Raw genomic sequence first — 24,216 nt, 5'->3', positions numbered from 1 at the left:
AAGTAAAAGTAGAGGATTAATACGATGGCGAAAGTAATATTTATAACCAAAACAAACGATGCAATTGAAGTAGAGGGCGACAGTGGCTCGCTAATGGAACTGGCATCAGCAAATGGTGTTGTTGGTATTGATGGTGATTGTGGCGGTGTATGTTCGTGTGCAACGTGTCATATTTACTTAACACCGGATGACTTTAAAAAAGTAGGTACACCCGATGAGATAGAAAGCGACATGCTAGAGCTGGACGATAACGTAACGCAATACAGCCGTTTATGTTGCCAAATTGAGGTGTCTGAAAATATTGATGGTATGACCTTCAGAGTAGCCAATTAAAAGCGGGTACAGCATTATGCAAAACACACAATTAGAGCCAAACTCACTGCAGCAAAGCGTTGTTATTATTGGTGCAAGCCATGGCGGCGTTAACTTTGCATTTAACTTACGCCAGCAAGGTTGGCTGGGTAAAATTACATTACTCGATAGCGATCCTGAACTGCCATATCACAGGCCACCGCTGTCTAAAAAAACGCTGCAATCGTTAGAGGTAAAATCAATACCTTTAAAGGTGCAAAAATCCTACACAGATAGCCATATAGATTTATGTTTAGGTGAGCGTGTTACTGCAATTAATAAAGATAACAAAATAGTTACTCTTGAAAATAATAAGCATCTAGCATTTGATAAATTAGTAATCGCAACCGGTTGCTCAGCTTTTATTCCTCCAATTACAGGCCTTAGTGAAACTGTAGATGAATATGGCACCTCTCAATATTTCGCAATGCGAACACATAGTGATGCCGTAGCAATAAAAAAAGCGCTAAGTGCAAGCACTAACAAAGAAGTGGTGATTATTGGTGGAGGTTATATCGGCCTTGAATCGGCGTCATCCTTTATTGCACTTGGCGCTAAAGTAACGGTTATCGAAAAACAAGAAAAAATACTATCGCGAGTCACATCATCTGCTATGTCTAACTTTTTAACTGATTTACACAAAACGAAGGGGGTAGACCTGCAAACAGCAAAAGATATTGTACAAATTAAGCACACAAACAATAAACATTATGTGCAATGTAGTGATGGCAGTGAGTATCCCGCCGATTTTATTTTAATTGGCGTAGGTGTAAGGCTAAATACACAACTTGCAACAGATGCTGAGCTGGTGGTTGAGCAAGGCATAAAAGTAAATGACGTATGCCAAACATCACACCCTGATATCTACTCAATTGGTGATTGCACTATTCATTTTAATAAAATTTATAATCGTTGGATCAGACTTGAGTCGGTACAAAACGCAGTTGACCAAGCTAAAGTTGCTGCGCAGTTTTTAGCTAAAAATAATACGTCAGCTCCTGCACTCCCTTGGTTTTGGTCAGATCAATACGAATATAAATTACAAATAGTAGGTTTATCACAAGGCTATAACGAGATTATTAAGCGCCAAGAAGCTCCCGGTCAATTTTCACTTTGGTACTTTAATAACGACACACTGCTTTGTGTGGAAGCTGTTAATTATGCAAAGGCCTATGTACTTGGCACACAGGCTATTAAGCAAGGTTTAAAGGTAAACAAACAGGTATTGAACAATTTGACTATAGCACTTGCAAAACCTCAGTTATTTCAGGCGTAACTGCTGTCGATACTGATGCGGAGTCACTTTAAAGTGATGTTTAAACTGCTTAATAAAATACGACGGGCTAGAAAAGCTTAAATCGTAAGATATATCAGTCACCGAAACATCACTTTGCCCGAGTAACCGTGCGGCATTATATAACTTGTGCTGAATCAGGTAGTCGGAATAAGGCACTCTAAAGTGCTTTTTAAATACCCTTGAAAAATACGAAGGTGATAAATGGCAAAGGGCTGCGGCTTGCTCAAGTGACAGGTTAAGGCCGTTATTTGTTTTAAGCTCATTAATTACCGGAGCAAGCTTTTTAAAACTTGCTGAGCTACTTAATGACGTTTGCTGCTTAGATAAACTGCTTTTACCATATTCGCACACCATAGTGATTAAGCTATCAAACAGTTGAGCACAGGTTTTACTTTTAGGATTTTCGTTAAATTCGCTAAGCATCCAAGCGAGCAACTTATGAATCCTTTTTTGTATTTCAATGCTAAAGCTTAAATGCAAACCAGTTTTTAGTAATTCTATAAATTCTTGTAAGGCCTGATTATTAAGGCGTTCAGGCATAAATTGCACAATATACCAAGATTTAGGGCGCGGATTTAAAGCAAACTCGTGGGTTTCCATAGCGGGTGTAAAAACGGCCTCAAAATCAGAAAGAATCGATTCACCTTGATGATAAAAATAAGTGCCGTCAATTTGTTCAAAAAATATAAATTCATGCACCTGATGAAAGTGCATAAAACATGAATAGCTATCGTGCTGAAGATAACTTACATGATGAATTTCGAAATCGTAACCGTCTTTTATACAAAACGGTTCACAGTAAATTGTCGGTTGCTTCATAACATAATACTTATATTTAGAGACTTAGGAGTCTACATGTACAAGGCAAAAGCTGCAATTGCAGATGGAAAAGGCGGTTTTTTCTTCGATATCGTTAATGTCGGAAAACCAAGTGCTGGCGAAGTAAAAATTAAAATAAAAGCCTCAGGTATTTGTCATACAGATTGGGATTCAATTAAAACGTGAAATAAAAAATTTATCATTGGTCATGAAGGCGCAGGAACCGTTGTTGAGTTGGGCGAAGGTATAACGGAATTTACTATCGGCGATAAAGTAATACTAAATTGGGCGATTCCGTGTGGTGAGTGTTTCCAGTGCCAAGAGGGTAATTTACACATTTGTGAAGTAAATAGCCCCGTAACTGGCAATGGTTTATGCGGACACGCAGGTAAACAAGCGTGTGAGCATAATGGCAATAGCTTAGAGCGCTCATTTCATTTAGGTACGATGAGCGAATACACCGTCGTTAAGGCTGCTGCAGTTATAAAAATACACAGTGACATTCCTTTTCCAAGTGCAAGTATTGTTGGTTGCGGCGTAATGACCGGTTACGGATCAGTAGTTAATGCAGCTAAAGTAAAAGCAGGTTCTTCAGTGGCCGTATTAGGCTGTGGAGGCGTAGGACTAAATGCAATACAAGGGGCTGCAATTTCAGGCGCCGCTAAAATAATAGCAATTGATTTGTCACCGGAGCGATTAACACAAGCTAAAGCATTTGGTGCTACACATACCGTACTTGCTAAAAAGTATGACCCTGATTTAGTTCACATGATAAACGAAGTTAAAGCGCTAACAAATAGTCGCGGAGCCGATTATGCCTTTGAGTGTACAGCAGTGCCGGCACTTGGTTCAGCGCCATTAGCATTAATACGCAGCGCGGGAGTTGCGGTACAAGTGAGTGGCATTGAGCAAAAAATAGATTTTGATTGCGAACTATTTGAGTGGGATAAAATTTATATAAATCCGCTCTACGGGCAATGTAATCCTAAGCGCGACTTTGCTCAAATACTAGACCTTTATGACGCAAAAATGCTCAAGCTCGATGAGCTAGTCACAAAAACTTACTCGTTAGATGAGTTACAAACAGGCTTTGACGACATGCTAGCAGGGCGTATCGCTAAAGGTGTCGTCGTGTTTGATGATTAAAGGAGTATAAAATGGCAATTCATCGTTTAGAAATATCAAATAGCAGCTACACCGCTGATAACTTTGTAACGCTAACCGCGTATAGCAGCCACTTAAAAGGGCGAGGTGATATAAGCATTTACCAAGAAGCAACCAGTAATAAAAATGTACCTATAATTGTATTACTGCATGGTGTGTATGGTAGCCACTGGGTGTGGAGCCAGCTAGGGGGCGTACATAAAGTGTATCAGCAGCTTCGTAGCAGTGGCCTTAACGAGTTTGTATTAGTGATGCCATCAGATGGCGCGCACGCCGAGGGCAGCGGGTATTTGCCACTTAAAAATGCAGATTATGAAGCATGGATAGTTGATGATGTGATTAGCGCTGTTATTCAAACTCAACCAATGTGCTCGAGCTCATCAAATATTTATATTACGGGCCTTTCAATGGGAGGGTATGGAGCATTATGTTTAGGTGCAAAGCATCCAACTATTTTTAGCGGTATATCAGCGCATTCATCAATTACTGAGCTTGACGACTTTAATCACTTTGTTGATGAACACACTCTAAAGCCACTAAAAAAAACCACTGATAAGTACAAAGGCGACGTGTTTAAAACATTGAGCGCGAATAAAAAGACATTACCGCCACTGCGATTTGATTGCGGAAAAGACGATGTACTTTTTAGTGCTAATACTGCGCTTGCAAAAAAGCTAGTTGATGAAAATGTTCCTCATACGTTCGATATTTTTGCAGGCACCCATTGCTGGGAGTATTGGCACGAACATGTAGCTAAAACTATGATCTTTTTTGCTCAATTAGAAAGCAAAACTCACACACAATTAAAATAAGGAAATAACCCATGAAAGTCATTAGCTCACTTTTAATTGCATTTGCATGTACTGCATCAAGCAATTTAGTCGCACAGCCAGAAGTATCCGTAAATTTAAACGTAAAGCGAAGTATTGACGGCCTATCAACCTTTGATAGAAGCAAATATATTGTTATGCACTCGATGCTAACAACAACCGATTGGAAGGGGGAAGAAGATAAGCTCGACTACTTACTTAACGACCTTGATGTGTACTTTGGTCGTGATAACGGTTCTATGCCGTATTACGCGACTCAAGTTGAGCAAAACCCAAATAATCTAGGGTACGCAAGCCCTGAGAGTATCGCTGCTTATGGCAAAACTGCTCGCGAAGATTATTATGGTAAAACGTTGTCGAAGCTTCATAAATACGACAATAGAGCCCATGTAATGATAGGCGGGCAAATTAATCAGTTTTGGATTGGTAATCATAAAGGCAAAGGCGAATGGAGCTTTGCTAATACCGATGCCGTGGGTCAATACATGGGACATTTTGTAAATGAATTTTATCGAAATGACAACCAAGGACCGAACAAAGGCCCAGCACGCCCACAATACCTTGAAATACTTAATGAGCCACTTTACGAACTTGTTGATGTACATCACGGTAAGCCTATCGATACATTTATTTTTCATAACGAAGTAGCCCAAGGCATACGAAAAGTTAATACACGTATTAAGATTGGTGGGTACACCACTGCCTTTCCATGGTTTGACGATAACAATTTCAATCGTTGGGATGAGCGAATGAAGCTATTTTTAGATACCAGCGGTGAATACATGGATTATTTTTCGATTCACCTTTATGACTTTGGCTACTTAAACCGCGATAAAGGCGTTGCTAACTTTAAAGGAGCCCGTATAGAAGCCACTATGGATATGATGGAGCAATACGAAAAGCTTAAACTAGGTAAGGTAAAACCTTTCATGATTTCGGAATACGGCGGGCGTGACCATAAAACAGAAGCAACGCCATGGACTGCAATAAATGACTGGCAAACTATGAAATCGTTTAGCCCTATGATGATGCAATTTATGGCTAAACCGAATCTCATACTTAAAGCCATTCCATTTAGTTTAGCAAAAGCAGAGTGGAGTGGTAATGAGGGACGCGATTATGCTTGGCGCTTACTACGCCACAATGACGAAAAAACAGGTGAAACAGGCGATGAATATGTATTCACCGACATTATTAAATTTTATCAATTGTGGTCAGATGTAAATGGCACACGTGTTAATACTGAATCAAACGAAGCCGACTTACTAGTAGATAGTTATGTAAACAATAACAAAGCATATGTAATTATCAGTAATTTAGAAACAAGTGCTAATAGCGCCTTGCTAAATTTAATAGAGCTACCAAGCAATCCGATTAATAACATTAAAATTAAGCACTTGCACTTTGCTAATGGTGAGCCAACACTTACAACAACATCACAAAATATTGGTGTAAAAAATGAGTTACCAAAAAGCATTAACATAGGCGCAGAAGCCACAGTAATTATTGAATATACGTTCAGCGACAATATAAAAATTATTGCTGAGTCTGACGAGCATAAATACTATGCAACAACCTACAAACAGGCAATTAAAGCCAATACAGCGCTTAAATTTAACATTAACGATGTAAAAATAAGTGAATATGGTAAAGGTATATTGCGTTTAAGTTTTGGTAGAGAGCATGATTTAGCTCAACAACCTATCGTTAAAGTAAATGACACTTTAGTTACTGTACCAACCGATTATGCCGGTGATGAGCAAGTATTTCGCCCACAAGTATTTAGTATGCTAGAAATCGAAGTACCAAACGAGCTGTTAAAAACCAATAATACAATATTAGTTACATATCCTGATGATGGCGGATTTGTTAGCAGCGTGACGCTCCAAGCGTTTGAGTACAGTGATGATATTTAATTTAAAAAACTAACTATTTGTTATGATATAAAAAGCAAGGTCACTAATTATTAGTGGCCTTAGTTGTTATTCGTCCGCTTTTTAAATTCATAGACAATCTTTAATTATCACAGAAGTCTTATTAAATTTTAAAAATAGATGGCATAATTCGTATGCATTAGTGATTGATCTTTATGTGTATTATATTTACTTGTGCTATTGGCCGAAAAGAAAACAGATGCCTTAATGGTTGGCGGAAGCTTATTTTATGTTTATCCCGCACTACTTGTTTATGGGGTACCAATATCAATTTTATTAAAAAAATTTAATGTTTTTAATTTACCTATGGTTCTTTTAGCGAGTGTAACTCCATTTATTATAATTATTCCAATGGGATGGAATGAGCCTATAATACCCTTATTTGTAATTTGCTTTGGCTCTATTGTTGTGGCTATAGGTTGTTGGTATACACGTTTACTCTTATTTAAAAATAAAAAAATAACCAATAACCTGTTGCAGTTTAAAAGAGAGTTACCGACTATCAATCATAAGTATATCTAGTTTATGTTGAGCCCTGGTTTGATTTTTTATGTCGATAGGTTCAATCATTTCGCATTCGTCTCTGATCATTTCAGGAATGAGGCTTGGGTAGTGGCGACAGTCCTCTGGGCGGTCGAGGTAAATACTGCAGGTATACATATTTTTAGCGAGAGGATCTTTTTTAGGCGCAATTTCTAAAAATGGGCACACTTGAAGTCTTAAGCCTGTTTTTGGGTCAAACCAAATTTCGTTGTTTTTAACGTATTCATAAATTTCGGGGTTAAAGAGCTCCCATAAATCTATTTCCTCTTTCGTTGCGCTTAAATCGCCGCCGCCATATTTAATACAGCATTTACCACACTGGTTGCATTCTTTCATAATTTGCTAATTTGGTTGGCTGTTAACGAGTTTAAGTTAGTTATTAGTGTAGCACCAAATTTATTATTAACGCTCTACTGAATTTACCCATCCTTTAATTTTTGGGTGTGTAAACAATAGTTAGATACAATAACTTAAGTTAAAACCCTTTGTTACATTTTATATAGTACAGGCTTTATTTAATGGTTTACTCTAAAGGTAGCGAAAAATATTACAAACCCCGCTTGAGCAACTGTGTGATTGTTAAATGTTGCTGAGCGCAGATACCTAAGCAGGGCGTTATTATGAAGGAGGCTGTCACTAAGTTAAAAACAGAATTTAATGCAAAGCTATTGTATTGGAACAATCTTAAAAGTAGCAAAGCCAAAGCGGCAATCATCCTATTATTTTTAGTTGTCATTGCACTTAAAGTCTTTACGACCATTTTTACGTTGGATTGGGTTGCAAGTTTATTCAGCGTGTAAGTTTACCAAGAGTAATTGCGATAAAGTTTAATCTCAGAGTGTTTAACGCCTACGCGATGTTCATTATTAATGTATTATTACGCTATACACCAAATTAAATAAATCAGTTGTTTAAATACGTTTTATAATGACTGTAATGATACATTTTAGCTAAATTGAGTGAGTAAATGAGTTTAGCTGCATTAAAGGATAACCAGTGATGATGAATACAAAAGTATATAAAGCGGTACATGATCTAGCAGAAGATTTAATGGCGGCGGCTAACAAAAATAACCGTGAAAAGTTTGAGTCGTTATTTGCTCAATTAAAAGCTATTTGTATTGAAAACGAAAACACCTCAAAAGATCACCCTGTACAATGGGAAACTTTAGCTGATTTTACCGAAGAGTTAGAAGAGGCAATTACTACTTACGAAAAAGCATTAGAAAAGTCGATTGCGATTAATAACAAAGATCACATGTCGTCGGTTTCTTTTTCAATGGCTACATTACAGCTTGAGCTTGGTCAAAAAGACGAGGCCATTAAAAATCTTCAAAATGCTAAAGTTAGCGCTAATAAAATTGAAGACAAAGAGCTTAAAGCTGAAATACATGACCTACTAGAGTCACTTATTGAAGAAGAAGGTTAAGCTGATTTAGTGAGTATTATTTAACGTTTTATTTAGCTTTATATTTAACAAGAAAGCGCTGGTGGGTTATTTCATACCTTCAGCGCTTTTTTGTATTACAAAGTAAATTAGTTTTGTTTGTTTTTAATCGCTAATTTATCCATAAAGTCCACAATGTACTTTGCTATTTCAACTGGTTTTTCTTCAACACTAAAGTGCCCAGAATCGAGTAAATGCAGTTCTGCGTTTGGTACATCTTTTAAATACGCTTTAGCGCCTGCAGCTATAAATGCTGGATCGTTTTTACCCCATACAATTAATGTAGGTGGCTGATGCTCTCTTAAATATGCTTGCCATTTGGGGTAGTCGAGTAGGTTGTTGTAGTAATCTTGTAGTAGCTGTACTTGAATTGATCGATCAGTTTTAGTTTGTAAAAAATGAAGGTCGTGAGTCCAGCTATCAGGGTTCATTATTTGAGTATTATTTTGCACATCGCGTAAGTACTGTTTATTAGTAATGGCTTGTTCAGACGTGAACGAATAAATTTTATCTTGCTGAGCTTTCGAACTATCTTCATTCGCGGCTTTAAAAAATGCTTGCCTCGGTAGGGTTAGCCCCTCTAAATACGCATTACCATTTTGTACAATAAGTGCATCAAGTTTATTAGGATTATTTAACAGCATTCTAAAGCCTACGGGCGCTCCAAAGTCTTGTATATATAGGCTGTAGCGCTTTACTTTAAGCGTTGTGAGTAACCCTTCAACGTATTGAGCTAGTAATTCAAAAGTATATTTTTGAGTTTCTGGGTTTGGGCGGTCGCTATAACCTGAGCCTAAATAATCAGGTGCTATCACATGATAACGCCCAGATAAAAGCGGAATAAGCTCACGGTAGCTATGTGATGACGACGGATAACCATGTAAAAGTACAATTGTTTGCTCATGTTGCTTGCCTGCTTCTCGATAAAATATTTTTTTACCATTTACGTTTGCATATTTGTAAGTGGTTTTTGAAGGCCATACAGCATCTGTGGCGTACACTTTGGCGGTAAGTGTAGACATAGATACTAATAAAAACACAATAAATGAGGCGATGTGAGCAGGTCTTATTTTAAGATTGTTTTGTATATCTGGGTGCATAACTAAACTCGTTAATGTTTTGGTAATACTGCTTTATTAACAAATTAGACCAGCCATCTTAATAATTACATTCATTAAAACTTCCAATTTACTTAAATGTCTAAGTATAAAATATAATAATTGTTAACAGTTTAACCTCTAAAATATCAATTCGAATCTGTCGTAAAAAAATATATTCTTAAAAAACTAAGTGCATATATAAAAATTTAATTCTTGTACTTATTTCATGCCGATAAATTAAAAAGTATTTAGTAACATATGCTTACGGTTGTTTTTTGTCGTGTGTGTTATAAGTGACTATTATTTGTAACTATAAATATTGTGTTCATGTTGTTCATTTAAACTTTAAATTCACGTGCCTATTTATGGTACTAAGGTGTGAAATTTGAACAAATCATTAATTTATTGTTGCATACAGTTAATTGTTAACATTATATTGATTGTGAATTCGATGCCTTTACACAAAGGATTAATTTTCACACCAAGATAGGTAACAAAAAATGAAAAAAAGCTCATTGTATTGCGCGATTTCGAGCGCGCTATTACTTTCAAGCGTTTTTAATGCACACGCTGGCACTGTTATTAAACAAACGTCTTCACAAATGTGTTTTAGAACCGCTGATAATGCAGTAAATGGTACTCAAGTAGTATTAAACAATAACTGTAGCGGTGATGCAGCAGGGTTTAGCTGGACATCTGGTGGGAGTATAAAGCACGTTAAGTCGGGTTTATGCGTCCACCCTGGCGGCTTAGCAAACCCCGTCGATGGACAGCAACTTGTTTTGTGGTCGGGTTGTGACTTTGATAACCGAGTGAAGTTTACTAAAACGTCGGCTAATGCTATTAAGCATGTATCAGGAGGTAAATGTGTTCAACCAACTAACACATCAGACGGTAGTAATTTAGTTGTTAAATCGCAGTGTGGTGCAAATCAAAGTAAGTTTGTTGTTGAGCAACAAGTAAATAGCGGTGCAAACGTTAGTAACGATACAGTCAAGGTACAGTTTAATATTGATACTAAGCATGCGGTGGGTCAGTTTGATAGTTTTGATCGTCGTAAGTTTATTACATTACATTCATCAAATACCGAAAGTGACTGGTTTGGAAATAATGCTCAAAGTTTAAATGCGCCTAATGCTGATCCTAATTTAATGACGAACTTTTTAGAAAATTATGATGTATATTTTGGCCGCGATACCGGCAGCATGAAATATCAATTAACACAGTTACCAGAAGATTCGGCTAAACCAGGTTATGCAAGTGCGGTAACGGCTACAACTAATGGTGGCGGTGTTAAATGGAATTACTCCAATATTACCACAGATGAAGCTAAAGCAATGCGAAAGCATGAAGGGCGTAACAGTGATTTAATTGTCGCAGCACAGCAGCACCCTTATTACCCAGATGGTACTAAAATTGGTAACCAAAACTGGTCTTTTTCGCAAACTGATACTGCCGGCGAACCACTAGGCACCGCGCTTGGTGATTATATGGCGCAGTTTTTACAAAAGTACTTTAAAGCTGGCGCATCAGATACTCTAGGTCAAAAGCGCCCAACATACCTTGAAGTTATGAACGAGCCACTATTTGAACTACACGACTTTCCTCATAAAGGTTATGACAAAGAAAGTCTATATGACATCTTTAGGCTACATAACTCAGTTGCAGATGTAGTTCATAATAATTCAGCATTGAACGATGTAAAAGTAGGCGGTTTTACAGTGGCATTTCCTGATTATGAAAAAGGGGCAAACTATTTTGATAATTGGAAGCAACGCGACAAGGCATTTCTAGATATTGCAGGAGATAAAATGGATTTTATTTCGATGCACTTATACGATTTTCCAAACTTTCCAGGCGGCCCTGGTGGTCAACATCAAGAGCAATACCGTAAAGGTAGTAACATGGAAGCGACTCTTGATATGGTTGAGCAATACATGGCTTATAAATGGGGGAGTATTAAACCAATAGTCATTTCGGAATATGGATCGCAACTGCAAGGGTCTTTTGGCACTAAATGGACACCGCAACGTGATTGGCTATGTTTAAAAGCAATGAGCTCTATGCTTATGAGCTTTATGGAAAGGCCTAACCGTATTGATAAAGCCATACCGTTTATTCCATTAAAAGCAGAGTGGGGCCGTATAAGCGATACCATTCCGTATTACTGGCGTTTACTACGTCAAGCTAAAGAGGGAGAAGGTGAAACCGGCGAGCAGTGGGTTTACACCGAAATGGTTAAGTTTTACCAGCTTTGGTCAGATATTAAAGGGACGCGAATCGATAGCTGGGCGAGTGATTTGGATATACAAGCAGATGCTTATGTTGATGGCAAAGATGTTTATTTGGTATTAAACAGCCTTGAAAATTCACCAACCAATATTGATTTAAGTGTTTTAGGCGGTGGTTCTAATAGCGTTACTGGCGTAAACATTAAGCATTTACATCCTGATGCTCAAGGTAAACCAGTCCTTGATGATAACGATAGTACAGTATTACCTGATTTAGTTAATTTGGGCACAGAGTCAACGATGATCATTAAAATTAGTCATCAAAGTAATGTGATAATTAATAATATTAATCAAGAAACTAAGCACTACGCAAGTGCTGTGGTTAAAGATATTGTTGCTAACTCAACTCAGTTTTTTACAATTAATAACGTTGATAAAGGAACTAATGGCGAGGCAGTATTACGCTTAGGTGTTGGTCGTCCTCATGGTAAGTCGCTTACACCTACGGTTACTGTTAATGGTAATAAAGTCGCTGTACCTACTGATTTTAGAGGGTACGACCAGGTTAATGGAGGGTTAGGACGCGAACGTTTCTTTGGTGTACTTGAAATACCGGTACCTTATAGCGACCTTGCAAAAACGAATAGTATTGAAGTGACATTTCCAGACACTGGCGGCGCTGTTAGTTCACTTACACTACAAAACTTTAAAATGAGTAAACGTATTACTCGCTAAAAAGGTGTAATAAAGGTTAAGTAATAAACAAACTGCGGGTTTATCTATATAATAGATTCGCAGTTTTTTATTTTTATCGAATCTTTCCGAGAAAACCCATTGTTCGACGCGAAGCGGCGTCGATGGGATGAATCGGAATAACTAGCCCTGATCTTGAATGTATTTTCGAATTGTATCAGCAGAAGCATTTCCAACTGAGCAAGCAAAATACCCGTCAGACCAAAAGGTTTTCTCGATCCAGAATTACTTTTTCAACTACTTAAATCTCGACCATAGGCTTTGTGTCGTTGATTGTTTAATTCTACGAACATAACTCGCAACACAAATGGTCGGGGAAATCGTAAGCAATATGTGTATATGATCTTTGTCTACCTCGATCTCTTCAATATTAAATTCTGAGCGCTCTGCAATTTCAGAGATTTTTTGTTTTACACATTCACCTAAGTTACCTTGTAGCAATTGCCTTCTATATTTCACAACTAAGATTAAATGTAACGCTATTAGATAGTTGCAGTGTGATTTAGTTTCATATTCCATCTTGACAACCCTTTCATATACAGTAGTCTATACAGTGTATGAACAAGACGCTTAGATACAATTACAGACTGAATCCTACGCCAGAACAAGAAGCTAAACTCATAGAGTTTGGCGCGACAGCGCGTGGTATTTGGAACTTATTGCTATCTGAAAATAGGCGTCGATATGAGTTCGATAAAACATTCTTGTTCTACAAAGATATGGCCTCGCTTCTTAAGGAAATAAAGCCTTTTGAAGAGTTTACGTGGATTAAATCTTTTGACTCGGCAGCAGCTCAGCAAGTTGCTCGCGACTTAGAAACAGCGTTAAAGAACGCAATCTCGAAAGGCCGTTTGCAGCGCTTTCCAAAGCATAAAATCTCATACAAACAGAAAAAACTTCACAACGATTCATTTCGAGTGGTAAACAATTCTAATTGCATCCGTATTGAAGATGGCACTATCAGTATTCCAAAAGTTGGTAAAGTGCCTATCATTTTACATCGCGAACTGGCGAGCAAAATCAAAACGGTAACTATTCAGTATCGCCACGGTAAATGGGAATGCAGTATTACTCAAGAAGTGGAGTGCAAAACAGCGCTTCGCGTTTTAAAAACAATCACAGGTTTTGACATTAACTCAAAGCAAACGGTAGTTGGCTCGAACGGCTACGTGGGCGACAATCCAAAGTTTTTAAAGCAATCAAAAGCAAAATTAAATCAATTGCAACGTCAGCTTGCTCGCCGAAATAAAGGCTCAAATCGCTGGCACAAAACAAAACAACGCATCAATAAATTACACGGTAAAATCTCAAGGCAAAGGCTCGACTTTGCACACCAAATCTCACGACAGATAACCAATGGAAATGACATTTTAGTGTTTGAAGATTTAAACGTAAAAGCGATGCAAAAATTCAATGGCAGCATGGTGGCCGACAATGTGATGGCTCTGATAACTCAGCTTTCAAAATACAAGGCTGAGCTTGAAGGCAAGCTCTATCATGAAATTGGTCGATTTGAAAAATCGACTGGGATTTGCGCAGAATGCGGCCAGCACCATGTTTTAACATTGAACGATAGACATTTCATTTGTGTGGCTTGCGGAGCGAATCAAAATCGCGACCTTTCAGCGGCTAAAAGCATAGCGAACACAGGTGAGTTAGACTTAATAGCGGCTGGAATCGTCGCAAGGGTTAATCCCACTTCTCAGCGGAAAGCAGCTAATAAAATAAAAGTCTTCGAGCTATCGAAGTTTGCTGTTGGATCTGAGAAAAAAGAAGCAGCCTAGCATTCAAAAGCTAGACTGTAGAAGCCGATTGATCGACACGTAGTGGCGTCGATGGGTAGTTCACTAGTATGGCTACAACCACCTAACACGATACAAATAAACTAATACTAAATATGCGAGAAATGGCTTTAGGTGTATTTTTGCTGTTAAGCCTGTGAGTTTTATGCTTCACAATGAGTACAAGGTACTCATTATTAAAAATAAACACTTTTCTCAGAGCGTTAAACTTAGCATGGTTGTTTTATTAATTTAATGGGGTATGTTTTAGAGGAGTTCCACTGGCCAACATACAAGTTATCGTCTTGATCTACGCAAATACAATGCACGTGATTAAAAATGTCCCCGTTACTTTGCATCGGTTGTAGTTCACCGTTTATGTACTGGGGTTGCGGTGCTCCTAAATTAGCTATGAGCGTGTTATTTTTATCAAATATACTAATAAAGCCAGAGTCGTCAGCATTTTTATTGTCAATATGCGACCAGCAAACAGGTGCATAAAATAGTTCGCCTTTGAACACGGGACCGCCAATATATGCCCCATTAGCGCTAATTCTATCAAGGTACTTACCATCAAACGAAAATACTTTTAAACATTGCTCAAAACGAGAGCTTACTATTAATGTGGGATTTGATGGATCGCGTAAGTCTACTTCAATACCGTGGGTGTTGTGTAAATTGTAATTTTCGTCATCATTATGGTGACCGCCCCAATGGTTTATATAGCGGCCTTGTTTATCATAATGCAGTAAAAAGTCGCTACCATAACCGTCGGTTACGTATAAGTCCCCATTGGGGGCAATGGCAATATCAGTAGGGCGAAAAGGTTGCTCGGGTTTATAAGCACCGCACGTTTGTGGATGGCCAATACTGTAAATCAGTTTGCCATCTAAGGTCATTTTGGAAATAAAGCCAGCCTGTGGAATGACATTGTTAGTAGGGCTATCCCATTGCTCTGTGCTGTGACCATCCCAGTGGCGATTAACAATCCAGCCACTATCTACAACGTATAAAAATTCTTGCTCGCCTTCTTTTACAATTTTTATAGCGTGTCCACCAGGAAAAGAGCTTCCAAAAGCGTCAAGTAATTCACCGTTTTGGCTATAAACTAAAATATTATTAGTCGTGTTATCGGTGATCATAAATATTCTCCCTTGTGAGTCCATCACCATCGCATGACAATTTTCTATAGGGTATTTATTTGGGTTTAACTTCCCCCAGTGGGCGTCTATTTTGTATTTAAATTGACCTTGGCCAATTATTTTCCCGTGCGGGTCTTCGTCATTTTTAGGAGTAGCGTGAGGTATAAGGTGTTTTTGCTCTGAGGTTAACATACAGAATTTTCCATATAAAAAAACCAGCTTATGCATTGGGCTATAATGCATAAGCTGGTTTAGGCTAGAAGGTTACTTTAAGTGCGTTCTTTTGCTTTAAAATTTAAAATAGCATCATCGTTAACGCGATTTAAAGGGTAATAAACAGCTTCGTTTTCTTTAAATGGTTGGTTGCTAATCGCATTGTAAGCACTGATCATTGACCAGCGAGGTTCTGCAGCACGGTTTTGATTTGATTTATGCAGTAAATTACAGTGGAAAAACAGTACATCACCTGGTTCAAGTTCTACATTGATAAGTTCATGGTACTTCATTGCTTCTTCTACAAACTCTAAACAGGCGCCTTTTTGGTCACCCGTTTTACTGTGATCTAATCGTCCCAAATGATGTGAGCCTTTAAGTACTTGCAAGCAACCATTTTCTTGCGTCGCTTTATTAATGGCGACCATACAGCTAATTGATTTTGGATAAAGCATGTAGTTATCACGATGCCAGTAGCCAAAATCTTGATGCCATTCCCAGGCGCCACCTACAAATGGTTCTTTCATCATAATTTTAGTGCTGGTGTGGTACACCTCTTCGCCAATAAGTGTTTCGCATACTTCAATTAAACGACGACCGCGAGAAAACATACTGTATAAATCGTCGCCTGTTTTTTGCCATAAACAGACTTTACTTACAGCGCCGTCGGCGTCTTTTTTGTCCCATGCTCGCTCATAGAGTGTATCGTCATTAAAAGCAGTTTGTTGTAATAGCTCAATTTCATCAGCGCTGTAGTAATTTTTGACAATAATATAACCATCACGGTGAAAATCAGCTATTTGTTGTGGTGTTAAATAAGTGTGTGACATAAATATATTTCCATTTTCTCTTACAGTTGTATATTGTTAACAATGATTGCTCGGTTAAGCATTTAGGTCAAGCGTAATTTATATAAAAATATAGAATTCATATATGAATGGGTTTTGTTTTATTAAGTTATTGATTTTAAATTATTATTGAAAATTTCAAGCTAAATAAAAGTTTTAAATTTATATATAAACAAACGTATTGTTTATCAATTTTAAAAGGCATAAATAAGTACAAATGAACGATAAATCAAAAACTAAATATGCAGTTCCTGCTTTAGATAAGGGGTTGGATATATTAGAATTTTTAGCAAAAAATAAAAGGCCTTGTACACAAAGTGAGATAGCGGCTGGTATTTTAAAAACACCTAACGAAGTCTATAGAGTACTTGTTGGGCTTGAAAAACGCGGTTATCTAATTCGCTCTGAAACCTCTGGTCGATATCATTTGTCATTAAAGTTGTATAATTTATCGCGAAGTATTTCACCAATGGATAATGTACTAAAATCGGCCTTGCCACATATGGAAGATCTAGCTGTAAATATTGAACAGTCATGTCATCTAAGTATGCTTTATCAAAGCCAAGCTATGGTGGTAGTGCAAGCGCGTAGCAAAAGCCCTATGCATTTGAGTATTGCAGAGGGGGCTTTATTTCCACTTAGTAGCTCAAGCGCGGGTAAACTGCTTTTAGCTAACAGTAATGACGAAGTGCGGCAAATGCTTATCGAACACGATGAAATTTACAGTGCTAGTAAAGACGCCTATAAAGCATTATTAAATGAGCTAAACACAATCAAAGTGCAAGGGCACATAATGCAAAGCAATCCACTTATCGCCGGAGTACACGATTTTAGTGTCTTAATTGGCAAGCCTAATGCAAATTTAATAGCTGCATTGACCATTTCTTCTTTTGACTCAACCCTAAACACTCACGCTAATAAACACAGTGTAATTAGCGAGCTTAAAAATACCGCCCAAAAAATAACCTCGTTATTAGAGCGCTAATACCAACTGGCGCTTTTGTAGGAAGCAACCCGCTCAACAATCATGCATAAGTCTCAGTACTTTACTGCTTGCTTACAATGTCGAATAAAAAACCAACGCTAACTGTAAAATAAATGGTCAATTTGTTTGACTTAGTTAGCTAAACTAATTTATTGTAAAGTTAATTGTTAACAATATCATGATAACAATAAGCATCCCGTAAATAATCCGTCAACGATTACACGTAATAAACACAATATTTAGGTGCAAAAATGACTAACACACAATTTAAATTAAATGCGATTTGCGCAGCAATGCTGATAACGTCTCCTGTAAGTTATGCCGCACAGGAAAACGAGACAACTGTACAAAGTGATGTTGAAGTTATCCAAGTAACTGGTATTAGAAGCGCATTAAGTAAATCTGCGTCAATAAAACAAGACTCATCGGGCGTGGTAGATGCTATTTCAGCTGAAGATATTGGTAAGTTACCAGATACTAACCTAGCTGAATCGCTGCAACGTATTAGTGGTGTATCAATCGACCGTGCAAACAATGAAGGCAACCAAGTTAGTGTCCGTGGTTTTGGTCCAGGTTTTAACCTTGTTACCTTAAATGGCCGCCAAATGCCTAACTCTTCTGTATTGCAAGAAGCGGGGGTTTCGCGCAGCTTTAACTTTAGAGAAATAGCAGCAGAAAGTGTATCGGGTGTGTCTGTTTATAAAACAGGTAAAGCGAATGTAGCCTCTGGAGGGATTGGCGCAACCATTAATATAAATACAGCAAAGCCGTTTGATTTTGATGGCTTTAAAGCCTTTGCTAATGCAAAAGGAATATTAGATACCAGCTCTGAAGATTCTAATTTAACACCTGAAATTTCGGGAATGGTTAGCCAAACATTTGCAGACGATACATTTGGTGTTTTACTTGCGCTGTCGCATTCAGAGCGAGAAAGTGGCCGAGAGCGCGTAGGTACATCGCAAGGCTGGGTACGTAATCGCGCTAACCCCACAGGAGTAGATAGCAGTGCAATTGATACAACAGCTAATCCAACTGGTACTTATTGGGTACCTTGGACGCCAGAAATGGAGCGATTTGAAACTAAGCGCGAGCGTCAAAATGCGCAGCTGGTTTTACAGTATGCTCCAAGTGATAACTTAACGGCTACGCTTGATTACACTTTATCGCGCTTTGAAGAAACTAGTAACACAAATAAAATGGCATTTTGGTTCGATAATCCAACCGGTACAACTGATGCCAACGGTACGTTAGTTGATATTAAAAATGCAAATGATGAGTTGAATTTTTGGGCGTGGGAACTCTACGAAAAAAAAGAAAATGATTCACTAGGCCTTAACTTAGCGTGGCAAGCCAGCGATTCATTGAAACTTACGTTTGACGCTCATAACTCTACATCGCACTCAAACCCTGATGGAGATACTGCCGAAACGATTGCTAACTTAAAAAATGTACCGGGTTCTGTTAAATCAATTGGTGCTAACTTTTCGGGTGATATTCCGAGTATTACTGTCGATGACTCTACATTGCCAGGCGGTGCATACGATCCTGCTAATATCGTATCTGATTTATATCAGCGCCGTGGCTATGAAATGAAAAATACCATTAAGCAGTATCATGCAAGTGGACAATGGGAGAATTTGAAGAGTGGGGCACTCAGCGCTATTAATTTTGGTGTAATGTATACCGATTACCAAATTGATACTTATCTTTCTGAGCAGTTTTCATTTGTCGATATTCCCCTAGACAACCTAGGGCTAACCTTTGATGAACAAGGTGACTTTGCTGATGAGTTTTCAGGTTCGGATCAGCTATTTCCATTTATTCCACGTTACAGTGCCAACGATTTTGTAGATATTGTCAGAGATGAAGGATTATTTATTGAGCCAAATATTTCTACAAATGGGGTTGAGGAGCAAACGCTCGCGATATATGTATCATTTGATCTTAAAACCGAATTTAACGATATTCCAATTGATATGAATGTCGGTGTGCGCTACGAAGACACCGATGTAACAGGTTATTCAGTCAAGCCTGGGGTTGTTGCTTTTAACTATCGTCATGCTGAAGAACTTCGCCCTGTATTTGCTGCAACAGCAACACCGCAGGAGCTTGAAGGTGGTTATACACGTATATTACCAAACTTTGATATAAGCGCCGACTTAGATGACGGCTTTAAAACTCGTTTTTCATATAGTCGTACATTAGCCCGTGCAGGTATTGGTGGTATGTTCCCATCAACTACCATTAATGCCCGTCCTGAAGGACCGTTTAATGCATCGCAAGGTAACCCTAACTTATTGCCAATTACGTCAGATAACTTTGATTTTTCAGTTGAGTGGTATGGAGACGACGGAAGCTATGCATCGGTTGGTTACTTTAAAAAGTTTGTTGAAAACTTCATTGGTGCAGGCGTAGTGCAAGGTACGCTAAATGATGTAAATGGCGAGCCGTTACGCGATCCAAGTGTTAACCCCCGCCCTGGTTGTCCTGATAGTTCAGATACACCTAACCCAGCATGTTTAAGCCAAGCGTCAGACCCGATTGTTAAATTTGATATTGCAACGCCAGATAATCTTCAAAATCGTGAAGTAGATGGTTGGGAATTAAATGCGCAGTACATGGTGCCTGATACAGGCTTTGGCGTCGTTGCTAATTATACGATAGTTAATAGCGATGAATCGTTTAAACCGTATGATTTTGACCAAACAATTGCACTAGCAGGACTAAGCGACTCAGGTAATTTGGTCGGCTTTTACGAAAACGATGATTACCAAGTTCGTTTAGCCTATAACTGGCGTGATGATTTCTTACTGTCTTTGGGAACTGAGCCTACATTTACAGAGGCGTACGGTCAGCTAGATTTTAGTTTTAATTACACCATTAACGACACCTTGGGTGTTAGCTTTGATGCACTTAATTTAACTAATGAAACAACACGCCGCCATGGTCGTTTTGCAGAGCAATTAGTATCTGCTGAGCAATATGGTCCGCGCTTTAGCATTGGCTTAAGTGCTAAATGGTAAGTTAGTTTTTGACAAATAATACAAAACGACAGCTCAGCGCTGTCGTTTTTGCCTTTTAACTAACGAGGTTGCTATGAACGATGATATTAAATCAATAGTAATAGTCGGCGGTGGAACAGCAGGATGGCTAAGTGCAGGAATAATTGCAGCTTATTTACAAAAGCATCACAGTAAAAAAATAAATATAACGCTGTTAGAGTCATCTGATATTCCAACAGTGGGAGTAGGTGAGGGGACGTGGCCTACTATGCGAAGAACCCTTAAAGATATGGGAATACGTGAGAGTGAGTTTATTAAAAAATGTAATGTGTCGTTTAAACAAGGCGCCAAGTTTGCCAAATGGATTACAGGTGAAGAAGACGACTATTACTATCACCCGCTTGAACTACCAACAGGGATGTATGAACATAACTTAGCTACTAGTTGGCTAACTAAAAACGAGCCAAAACTTCCTTTTGCCCAGTATGTAAGTGCGCAGCAATCAATATGCGAAAGCGGATTAGCTCCCAAACAAATCACCACACCCGAATTTAGTGCAATAGCAAATTATGCTTATCACTTGGATGCAGGCTTATTCGCTACATTCTTAAAAAACCACTGCATTAATAATCTTAATGTTAAACACATTGTAGGCACTGTCGTCGGTGTAAACAATTGCACAAATGGCGATATTAAAAGCGTTAGCCTTAATAATAAAATAGAGATAGCTGGGGATCTATTTATTGATTGCAGTGGCTTTAAATCGTTATTACTAGGTGAGAACTTAGGGGTGGGGTTTAAATCTTGTAAAGATGTATTATTTGCTGATAGTGCGCTTGCCATACACATGCCATACAAGGATGACGAACCAATATGCTCGCATACTTTATCTACAGCACAAACATCTGGCTGGATTTGGGATATAGGGTTACAAACACGCCGTGGAGTAGGGCATGTGTACTCTAGTAAACACATTAGTGATGAAGATGCTAAGCAGCAATTATTTGATTACTTAAATATTAATAAAGATCAGCAAAGCGAATACAAAGTTAAAAAGCTTAGTTTCGAACCAGGACATCGTGAAAAATTTTGGCATAAAAACTGTGTCGCAGTAGGCCTCTCAGCTGGTTTTTTGGAGCCACTGGAAGCCTCTGCTTTATTACTGGTAGAAATATCAGCCAATTTTGTTGCCCAGCAATTTCCGGCCAATAGGCATGTAATGAATATAACTGCGCAGCGTTTTAACCGCACATTTAGTTATCGATGGGAGCGAATAATCGACTTTTTAAAGTTGCATTATATGTTGAGTAAACGAACCGACAGCCCATTTTGGCAAGCGCACTGTCATCAAAGTACTATTCCACAAAGCTTAAAAGATAACTTATCACTTTGGGAATATCATACACCAAGCGATAACCACTTTGATCATTCACAAGAAGTGTTTCCAGCAGCAAGCTATCAATATGTGATGTATGGCATGGGGTTTACAGGCTCAAGCGAACTGTATGGCAACTCAGAAAGTTATTTTAAAAAGGCCATTGCGCTTGTTAACAACAACCAGCAAGTCACCCAAAAATTACTTAATAAATTACCTACAAATAAAGAATTATTAGTGCAAATTAATCAATTTGGTATGCAGCAAATATAGTTAAAACATAAGAGCGACACACTATGACAAACTCAGTATTACTCGATAAAAATACACATAAGTACACTCGCATTAAAACTGAGCGAGGTGCACAGTACGGTGAGGCAATAAACTACATTCCGGTTGTTGCCGATGAGCTTTCTCAACTTGCATTAGACTACCCAGTCTATTTTATGAAAAATAATCAGACTGGGCAATTTGAGCTGTTTGCTTTAACCGGTTTTGATGAGGGACAAAATCTATTTTTACAAAAGGATATCTGGCAAGCTACTTACGTGCCATTACACATTCAGCGACAACCATTTAAGCTAGGCGTAGGTAATAGGCTTTCAAATAATAGTGAGCAAACCCAGTTAGCCGTTACAATTAACGAGCAGCACCCAAGAGTAAGTAATAGCGAAGGGGTACAATTATTTGATGAAAATTCAGAGCCAACTGCTTATCTAACTAATGTGAGTGAGCAGCTAATTAAGCTTATGAACGGCGGCGAACGCACAACCGCGTTTATCAATACCTTACTAAAACACGATTTAATTGAAGCAGTGCAGCTAAACATCACTCAACCAAATGGCAAAACACAAGGCTACAATGGCTTGTATTCTATTGCCGCAGATACACTACAACAACTATCTGCAGAAACACTAAACGTTCTGCACTCAATGGGTTACATACAAGCTTGTCATCTAATTATATGTTCGAGCGGACATGTTCAAAAGTTAGTAAAATGGTTACACGATTTAAAATAAGTTTTTTATTAATTAGCGTTACTTACACCCACTGATTGTTCGTGTGAATTAGTTAATGCTCATACCTATGAAATAAGGAATGAACTACAACTCGAGACTATTATGTGTTCACTTCTTAGGTTTTGGAGTTCGATTATTTGCCTTGGTTTTGGTATCATTTAACTTATCGGCTTGTATCGCAATGGGAAATGTCAAGCCAACAAACATTGATGATTAAGAGAATGGACATGCTCGAACAAATAGAACAATGGATTGATGCAACAAATATTAAATATAAAAACCAAAGAATTAGCTGTGAAAAATTTGCCAGTGAGTTTGCTGGGTTTTATCCTACTGAATTTTTAAAAAATGCCTTTTACGTTATTGTCGATGAAATACCCAAACCTAACTTTCCTTTTTTGCGTGAAATGGGGCTAGGCGATTTTATTGACATGGATGCGGCTGGTACTACATACAAAAACACTTACTACATGCTTCCTTACGTGGCTGATAATTTAGCTGTGCATTTTCATGAACTTGTTCACGTAGCCCAATGGAGTGAACTTGGCGCCGAGGCTTTTATGTTGCGTTACATAACCGAAATTCAGCAGGTTGGTTATGCAGCTGCGCCACTTGAAGTAATGGCGTATGGTCTTGATAAGCACTTTACAAATAATGGCAAGAAAATAAACGTGCCTGAACACGTGGTTCAAGCGTTGTAGTTAATGAACATTTTCAAAGGATTGCATATGACACGCTTTACTGTTTTTTTACTGAGCTTACTTAGTGTAAATGCCTATGCGGCATCGTTTGATGACGATATTGTTGCAGCGCTGCTTGAAAGAACAACATACAACGTTACCTACGATGGGTCTTATCGCTCTATTACTTATCCGGGTGGCGATGTGCCCGCTAATGTAGGGGTGTGTACCGATGTAGTTATTCGATCATATCGACTTTTAGGTATTGATTTGCAAAAGCTTGTGCATGAGGACATGCTAAAAAGCTTTGAGCTATATCCCTCTAAGCGTATTTGGGGTTTAACCAAACCTGATAAAAATATAGATCACCGCCGAGTGCCAAACTTACAGGCTTACTTTAAAAATCATGGTCAAGTGCTCACTAAATCAAGTAACGCGAACGACTATAAAACGGGTGACATTGTAACGTGGATGCTGCCAGGTAATTTGCCGCATATTGGTATGGTTGTGAATGAGTTAGCAAAAGACACAGGGAATCCATTAATTGTTCATAATATTGGTCGAGGACCTGAAAAAAGCGACATGCTTTTCGATTTTAAAATTACGGGGCATTACCGTTTCGTCCCACAAGAATATAAATAATCAGATTATAAGTATGAGTTCTCTCATTTATTGATATGCAGTATAAAGAAAAAGGATTTTG

19 protein-coding genes and 2 pseudogenes are annotated in these 24,216 nt (G+C 38.2%); 15 read left to right on the top strand and 6 right to left on the bottom strand.

Features of this window, described 5'->3' with window-relative positions; genetic code table 11:
- Nucleotides 1–24 precede the first annotated feature (24 nt).
- Together I6F50_RS02480 and I6F50_RS02475 are read left to right on the top strand one after the other, a co-directional pair.
- Nucleotides 25–333 (top strand): 2Fe-2S iron-sulfur cluster-binding protein, encoded by a 309-nt coding sequence (locus I6F50_RS02480; protein ID WP_197175240.1) that lies wholly within the window; start codon nucleotides 25–27, stop codon nucleotides 331–333.
- Between the two features lie 16 nt (nucleotides 334–349).
- A complete protein-coding gene (locus I6F50_RS02475; RefSeq protein WP_165741152.1) occupies nucleotides 350–1,627 on the top strand; it encodes an NAD(P)/FAD-dependent oxidoreductase in 1,278 nt (425 codons plus the stop codon).
- Here I6F50_RS02475 and I6F50_RS02470 read toward each other — a convergent pair.
- Nucleotides 1,613–2,467: a helix-turn-helix transcriptional regulator gene (locus tag I6F50_RS02470; RefSeq protein ID WP_231612958.1), complete on the bottom strand. Its 855-nt coding sequence runs from the start codon at nucleotides 2,465–2,467 to the stop codon at nucleotides 1,613–1,615. The genes I6F50_RS02475 and I6F50_RS02470 overlap by 15 nt on opposite strands.
- A 36-nt stretch (nucleotides 2,468–2,503) precedes the next feature.
- Here I6F50_RS02470 and I6F50_RS02465 point away from each other — a divergent pair.
- The 4 genes and pseudogenes from I6F50_RS02465 (at nucleotide 2,504) to I6F50_RS02450 (ending at nucleotide 6,917) form a co-directional block, all read left to right on the top strand.
- Nucleotides 2,504–3,613, top strand: a pseudogene (locus I6F50_RS02465) (Zn-dependent alcohol dehydrogenase).
- Between the two features lie 11 nt (nucleotides 3,614–3,624).
- Nucleotides 3,625–4,443, top strand: coding sequence for an alpha/beta hydrolase family protein (locus tag I6F50_RS02460; protein WP_165727460.1), 819 nt, complete (start codon nucleotides 3,625–3,627; stop codon nucleotides 4,441–4,443).
- Nucleotides 4,444–4,454: 11 nt separating this feature from the next.
- Nucleotides 4,455–6,377 (top strand): beta-agarase, encoded by a 1,923-nt coding sequence (locus I6F50_RS02455; RefSeq protein WP_197175238.1) that lies wholly within the window; start codon nucleotides 4,455–4,457, stop codon nucleotides 6,375–6,377.
- Between the two features lie 198 nt (nucleotides 6,378–6,575).
- Nucleotides 6,576–6,917, top strand: coding sequence for a hypothetical protein (locus I6F50_RS02450; protein WP_166418992.1), 342 nt, complete (start codon nucleotides 6,576–6,578; stop codon nucleotides 6,915–6,917).
- Here the strand turns inward: I6F50_RS02450 and I6F50_RS02445 are convergent.
- Nucleotides 6,888–7,274 carry a YkgJ family cysteine cluster protein gene (locus tag I6F50_RS02445; protein ID WP_007586180.1) on the bottom strand — a complete coding sequence of 129 codons (387 nt, stop codon included), beginning with the start codon at nucleotides 7,272–7,274 and terminating at the stop codon, nucleotides 6,888–6,890. The two genes, I6F50_RS02450 and I6F50_RS02445, sit on opposite strands and share 30 nt — an antisense overlap.
- A gap of 663 nt (nucleotides 7,275–7,937) precedes the next feature.
- On the opposite strand from I6F50_RS02445, the gene I6F50_RS02440 reads away from it, so the two are divergent.
- Nucleotides 7,938–8,366 carry a hypothetical protein gene (locus I6F50_RS02440; protein ID WP_007586178.1) on the top strand — a complete coding sequence of 143 codons (429 nt, stop codon included), beginning with the start codon at nucleotides 7,938–7,940 and terminating at the stop codon, nucleotides 8,364–8,366.
- Nucleotides 8,367–8,473: 107 nt separating this feature from the next.
- Here I6F50_RS02440 and I6F50_RS02435 read toward each other — a convergent pair whose 3' ends face one another.
- Nucleotides 8,474–9,484, bottom strand: coding sequence for an alpha/beta fold hydrolase (locus I6F50_RS02435; protein WP_197175236.1), 1,011 nt, complete (start codon nucleotides 9,482–9,484; stop codon nucleotides 8,474–8,476).
- A gap of 500 nt (nucleotides 9,485–9,984) precedes the next feature.
- On the opposite strand from I6F50_RS02435, the gene I6F50_RS02430 reads away from it, so the two are divergent.
- Nucleotides 9,985–12,450 (top strand): ricin-type beta-trefoil lectin domain protein, encoded by a 2,466-nt coding sequence (locus I6F50_RS02430; RefSeq protein ID WP_165727463.1) that lies wholly within the window; start codon nucleotides 9,985–9,987, stop codon nucleotides 12,448–12,450.
- Nucleotides 12,451–12,591: 141 nt separating this feature from the next.
- Here I6F50_RS02430 and tnpA read toward each other — a convergent pair.
- Nucleotides 12,592–12,987 (bottom strand): annotated as a pseudogene (gene tnpA / locus I6F50_RS02420) (IS200/IS605 family transposase).
- Between the two features lie 38 nt (nucleotides 12,988–13,025).
- Between tnpA and I6F50_RS02415 the strand changes: the two are divergent.
- The gene (locus tag I6F50_RS02415; protein ID WP_197139627.1) at nucleotides 13,026–14,252 is read left to right on the top strand and encodes an RNA-guided endonuclease TnpB family protein; all 1,227 of its coding nucleotides are present in this window, start codon (nucleotides 13,026–13,028) and stop codon (nucleotides 14,250–14,252) included.
- A gap of 227 nt (nucleotides 14,253–14,479) precedes the next feature.
- Here the strand turns inward: I6F50_RS02415 and I6F50_RS02410 are convergent, their stop codons facing one another.
- Nucleotides 14,480–15,583: a 6-bladed beta-propeller gene (locus tag I6F50_RS02410; protein WP_165727464.1), complete on the bottom strand. Its 1,104-nt coding sequence runs from the start codon at nucleotides 15,581–15,583 to the stop codon at nucleotides 14,480–14,482.
- Between the two features lie 77 nt (nucleotides 15,584–15,660).
- A complete protein-coding gene (locus I6F50_RS02405; protein WP_007378079.1) occupies nucleotides 15,661–16,434 on the bottom strand; it encodes a phytanoyl-CoA dioxygenase family protein in 774 nt (257 codons plus the stop codon).
- 235 nt (nucleotides 16,435–16,669) lie between these two features.
- Here I6F50_RS02405 and I6F50_RS02400 point away from each other — a divergent pair, with 235 nt between their 5' ends.
- From I6F50_RS02400 to I6F50_RS02375, 6 genes are all read left to right on the top strand, one after another.
- On the top strand, nucleotides 16,670–17,437 hold the full coding sequence (locus I6F50_RS02400; protein ID WP_166419038.1) for an IclR family transcriptional regulator: 768 nt from the start codon (nucleotides 16,670–16,672) through the stop codon (nucleotides 17,435–17,437).
- 251 nt (nucleotides 17,438–17,688) lie between these two features.
- Nucleotides 17,689–20,460 (top strand): TonB-dependent receptor, encoded by a 2,772-nt coding sequence (locus tag I6F50_RS02395; RefSeq protein ID WP_165740624.1) that lies wholly within the window; start codon nucleotides 17,689–17,691, stop codon nucleotides 20,458–20,460.
- Between the two features lie 73 nt (nucleotides 20,461–20,533).
- Nucleotides 20,534–22,087, top strand: coding sequence for a tryptophan halogenase family protein (locus I6F50_RS02390; protein ID WP_197175234.1), 1,554 nt, complete (start codon nucleotides 20,534–20,536; stop codon nucleotides 22,085–22,087).
- Nucleotides 22,088–22,110: 23 nt separating this feature from the next.
- Nucleotides 22,111–22,833: a SapC family protein gene (locus I6F50_RS02385; protein ID WP_166419035.1), complete on the top strand. Its 723-nt coding sequence runs from the start codon at nucleotides 22,111–22,113 to the stop codon at nucleotides 22,831–22,833.
- A gap of 221 nt (nucleotides 22,834–23,054) precedes the next feature.
- Complete coding sequence (locus I6F50_RS02380) at nucleotides 23,055–23,534, top strand: hypothetical protein (protein WP_197119167.1); 480 nt, start codon at nucleotides 23,055–23,057, stop codon at nucleotides 23,532–23,534.
- Nucleotides 23,535–23,561: 27 nt separating this feature from the next.
- Nucleotides 23,562–24,155, top strand: coding sequence for a DUF1287 domain-containing protein (locus I6F50_RS02375; RefSeq protein WP_165740628.1), 594 nt, complete (start codon nucleotides 23,562–23,564; stop codon nucleotides 24,153–24,155).
- Nucleotides 24,156–24,216: the final 61 nt, after the last annotated feature.

It is taken from the genome of Pseudoalteromonas sp. NZS127_1, assembly GCF_015864295.1.
Taxonomy (GTDB): Bacteria; Pseudomonadota; Gammaproteobacteria; order Enterobacterales; family Alteromonadaceae; genus Pseudoalteromonas; species Pseudoalteromonas arctica.
This window is presented reverse-complemented; position numbering and strand designations above follow the sequence as displayed.

Coding starts and splice junctions, on each gene's coding strand:
- I6F50_RS02375 (WP_165740628.1), top strand. CDS start 23,562: ATGACACGCTTTACTGTTTTTTTACTGAGCTTACTTAGTGTAAATGCC.
- I6F50_RS02460 (WP_165727460.1), top strand. CDS start 3,625: ATGGCAATTCATCGTTTAGAAATATCAAATAGCAGCTACACCGCTGAT.
- I6F50_RS02440 (WP_007586178.1), top strand. CDS start 7,938: ATGATGAATACAAAAGTATATAAAGCGGTACATGATCTAGCAGAAGAT.
- I6F50_RS02385 (WP_166419035.1), top strand. CDS start 22,111: ATGACAAACTCAGTATTACTCGATAAAAATACACATAAGTACACTCGC.
- I6F50_RS02430 (WP_165727463.1), top strand. CDS start 9,985: ATGAAAAAAAGCTCATTGTATTGCGCGATTTCGAGCGCGCTATTACTT.
- I6F50_RS02380 (WP_197119167.1), top strand. CDS start 23,055: ATGGACATGCTCGAACAAATAGAACAATGGATTGATGCAACAAATATT.
- I6F50_RS02480 (WP_197175240.1), top strand. CDS start 25: ATGGCGAAAGTAATATTTATAACCAAAACAAACGATGCAATTGAAGTA.
- I6F50_RS02400 (WP_166419038.1), top strand. CDS start 16,670: ATGAACGATAAATCAAAAACTAAATATGCAGTTCCTGCTTTAGATAAG.
- I6F50_RS02415 (WP_197139627.1), top strand. CDS start 13,026: ATGAACAAGACGCTTAGATACAATTACAGACTGAATCCTACGCCAGAA.
- I6F50_RS02470 (WP_231612958.1), bottom strand. CDS start 2,467: ATGAAGCAACCGACAATTTACTGTGAACCGTTTTGTATAAAAGACGGT.
- I6F50_RS02410 (WP_165727464.1), bottom strand. CDS start 15,583: ATGTTAACCTCAGAGCAAAAACACCTTATACCTCACGCTACTCCTAAA.
- I6F50_RS02445 (WP_007586180.1), bottom strand. CDS start 7,274: ATGAAAGAATGCAACCAGTGTGGTAAATGCTGTATTAAATATGGCGGC.
- I6F50_RS02390 (WP_197175234.1), top strand. CDS start 20,534: ATGAACGATGATATTAAATCAATAGTAATAGTCGGCGGTGGAACAGCA.
- I6F50_RS02475 (WP_165741152.1), top strand. CDS start 350: ATGCAAAACACACAATTAGAGCCAAACTCACTGCAGCAAAGCGTTGTT.
- I6F50_RS02435 (WP_197175236.1), bottom strand. CDS start 9,484: ATGCACCCAGATATACAAAACAATCTTAAAATAAGACCTGCTCACATC.
- I6F50_RS02405 (WP_007378079.1), bottom strand. CDS start 16,434: ATGTCACACACTTATTTAACACCACAACAAATAGCTGATTTTCACCGT.
- I6F50_RS02455 (WP_197175238.1), top strand. CDS start 4,455: ATGAAAGTCATTAGCTCACTTTTAATTGCATTTGCATGTACTGCATCA.
- I6F50_RS02395 (WP_165740624.1), top strand. CDS start 17,689: ATGACTAACACACAATTTAAATTAAATGCGATTTGCGCAGCAATGCTG.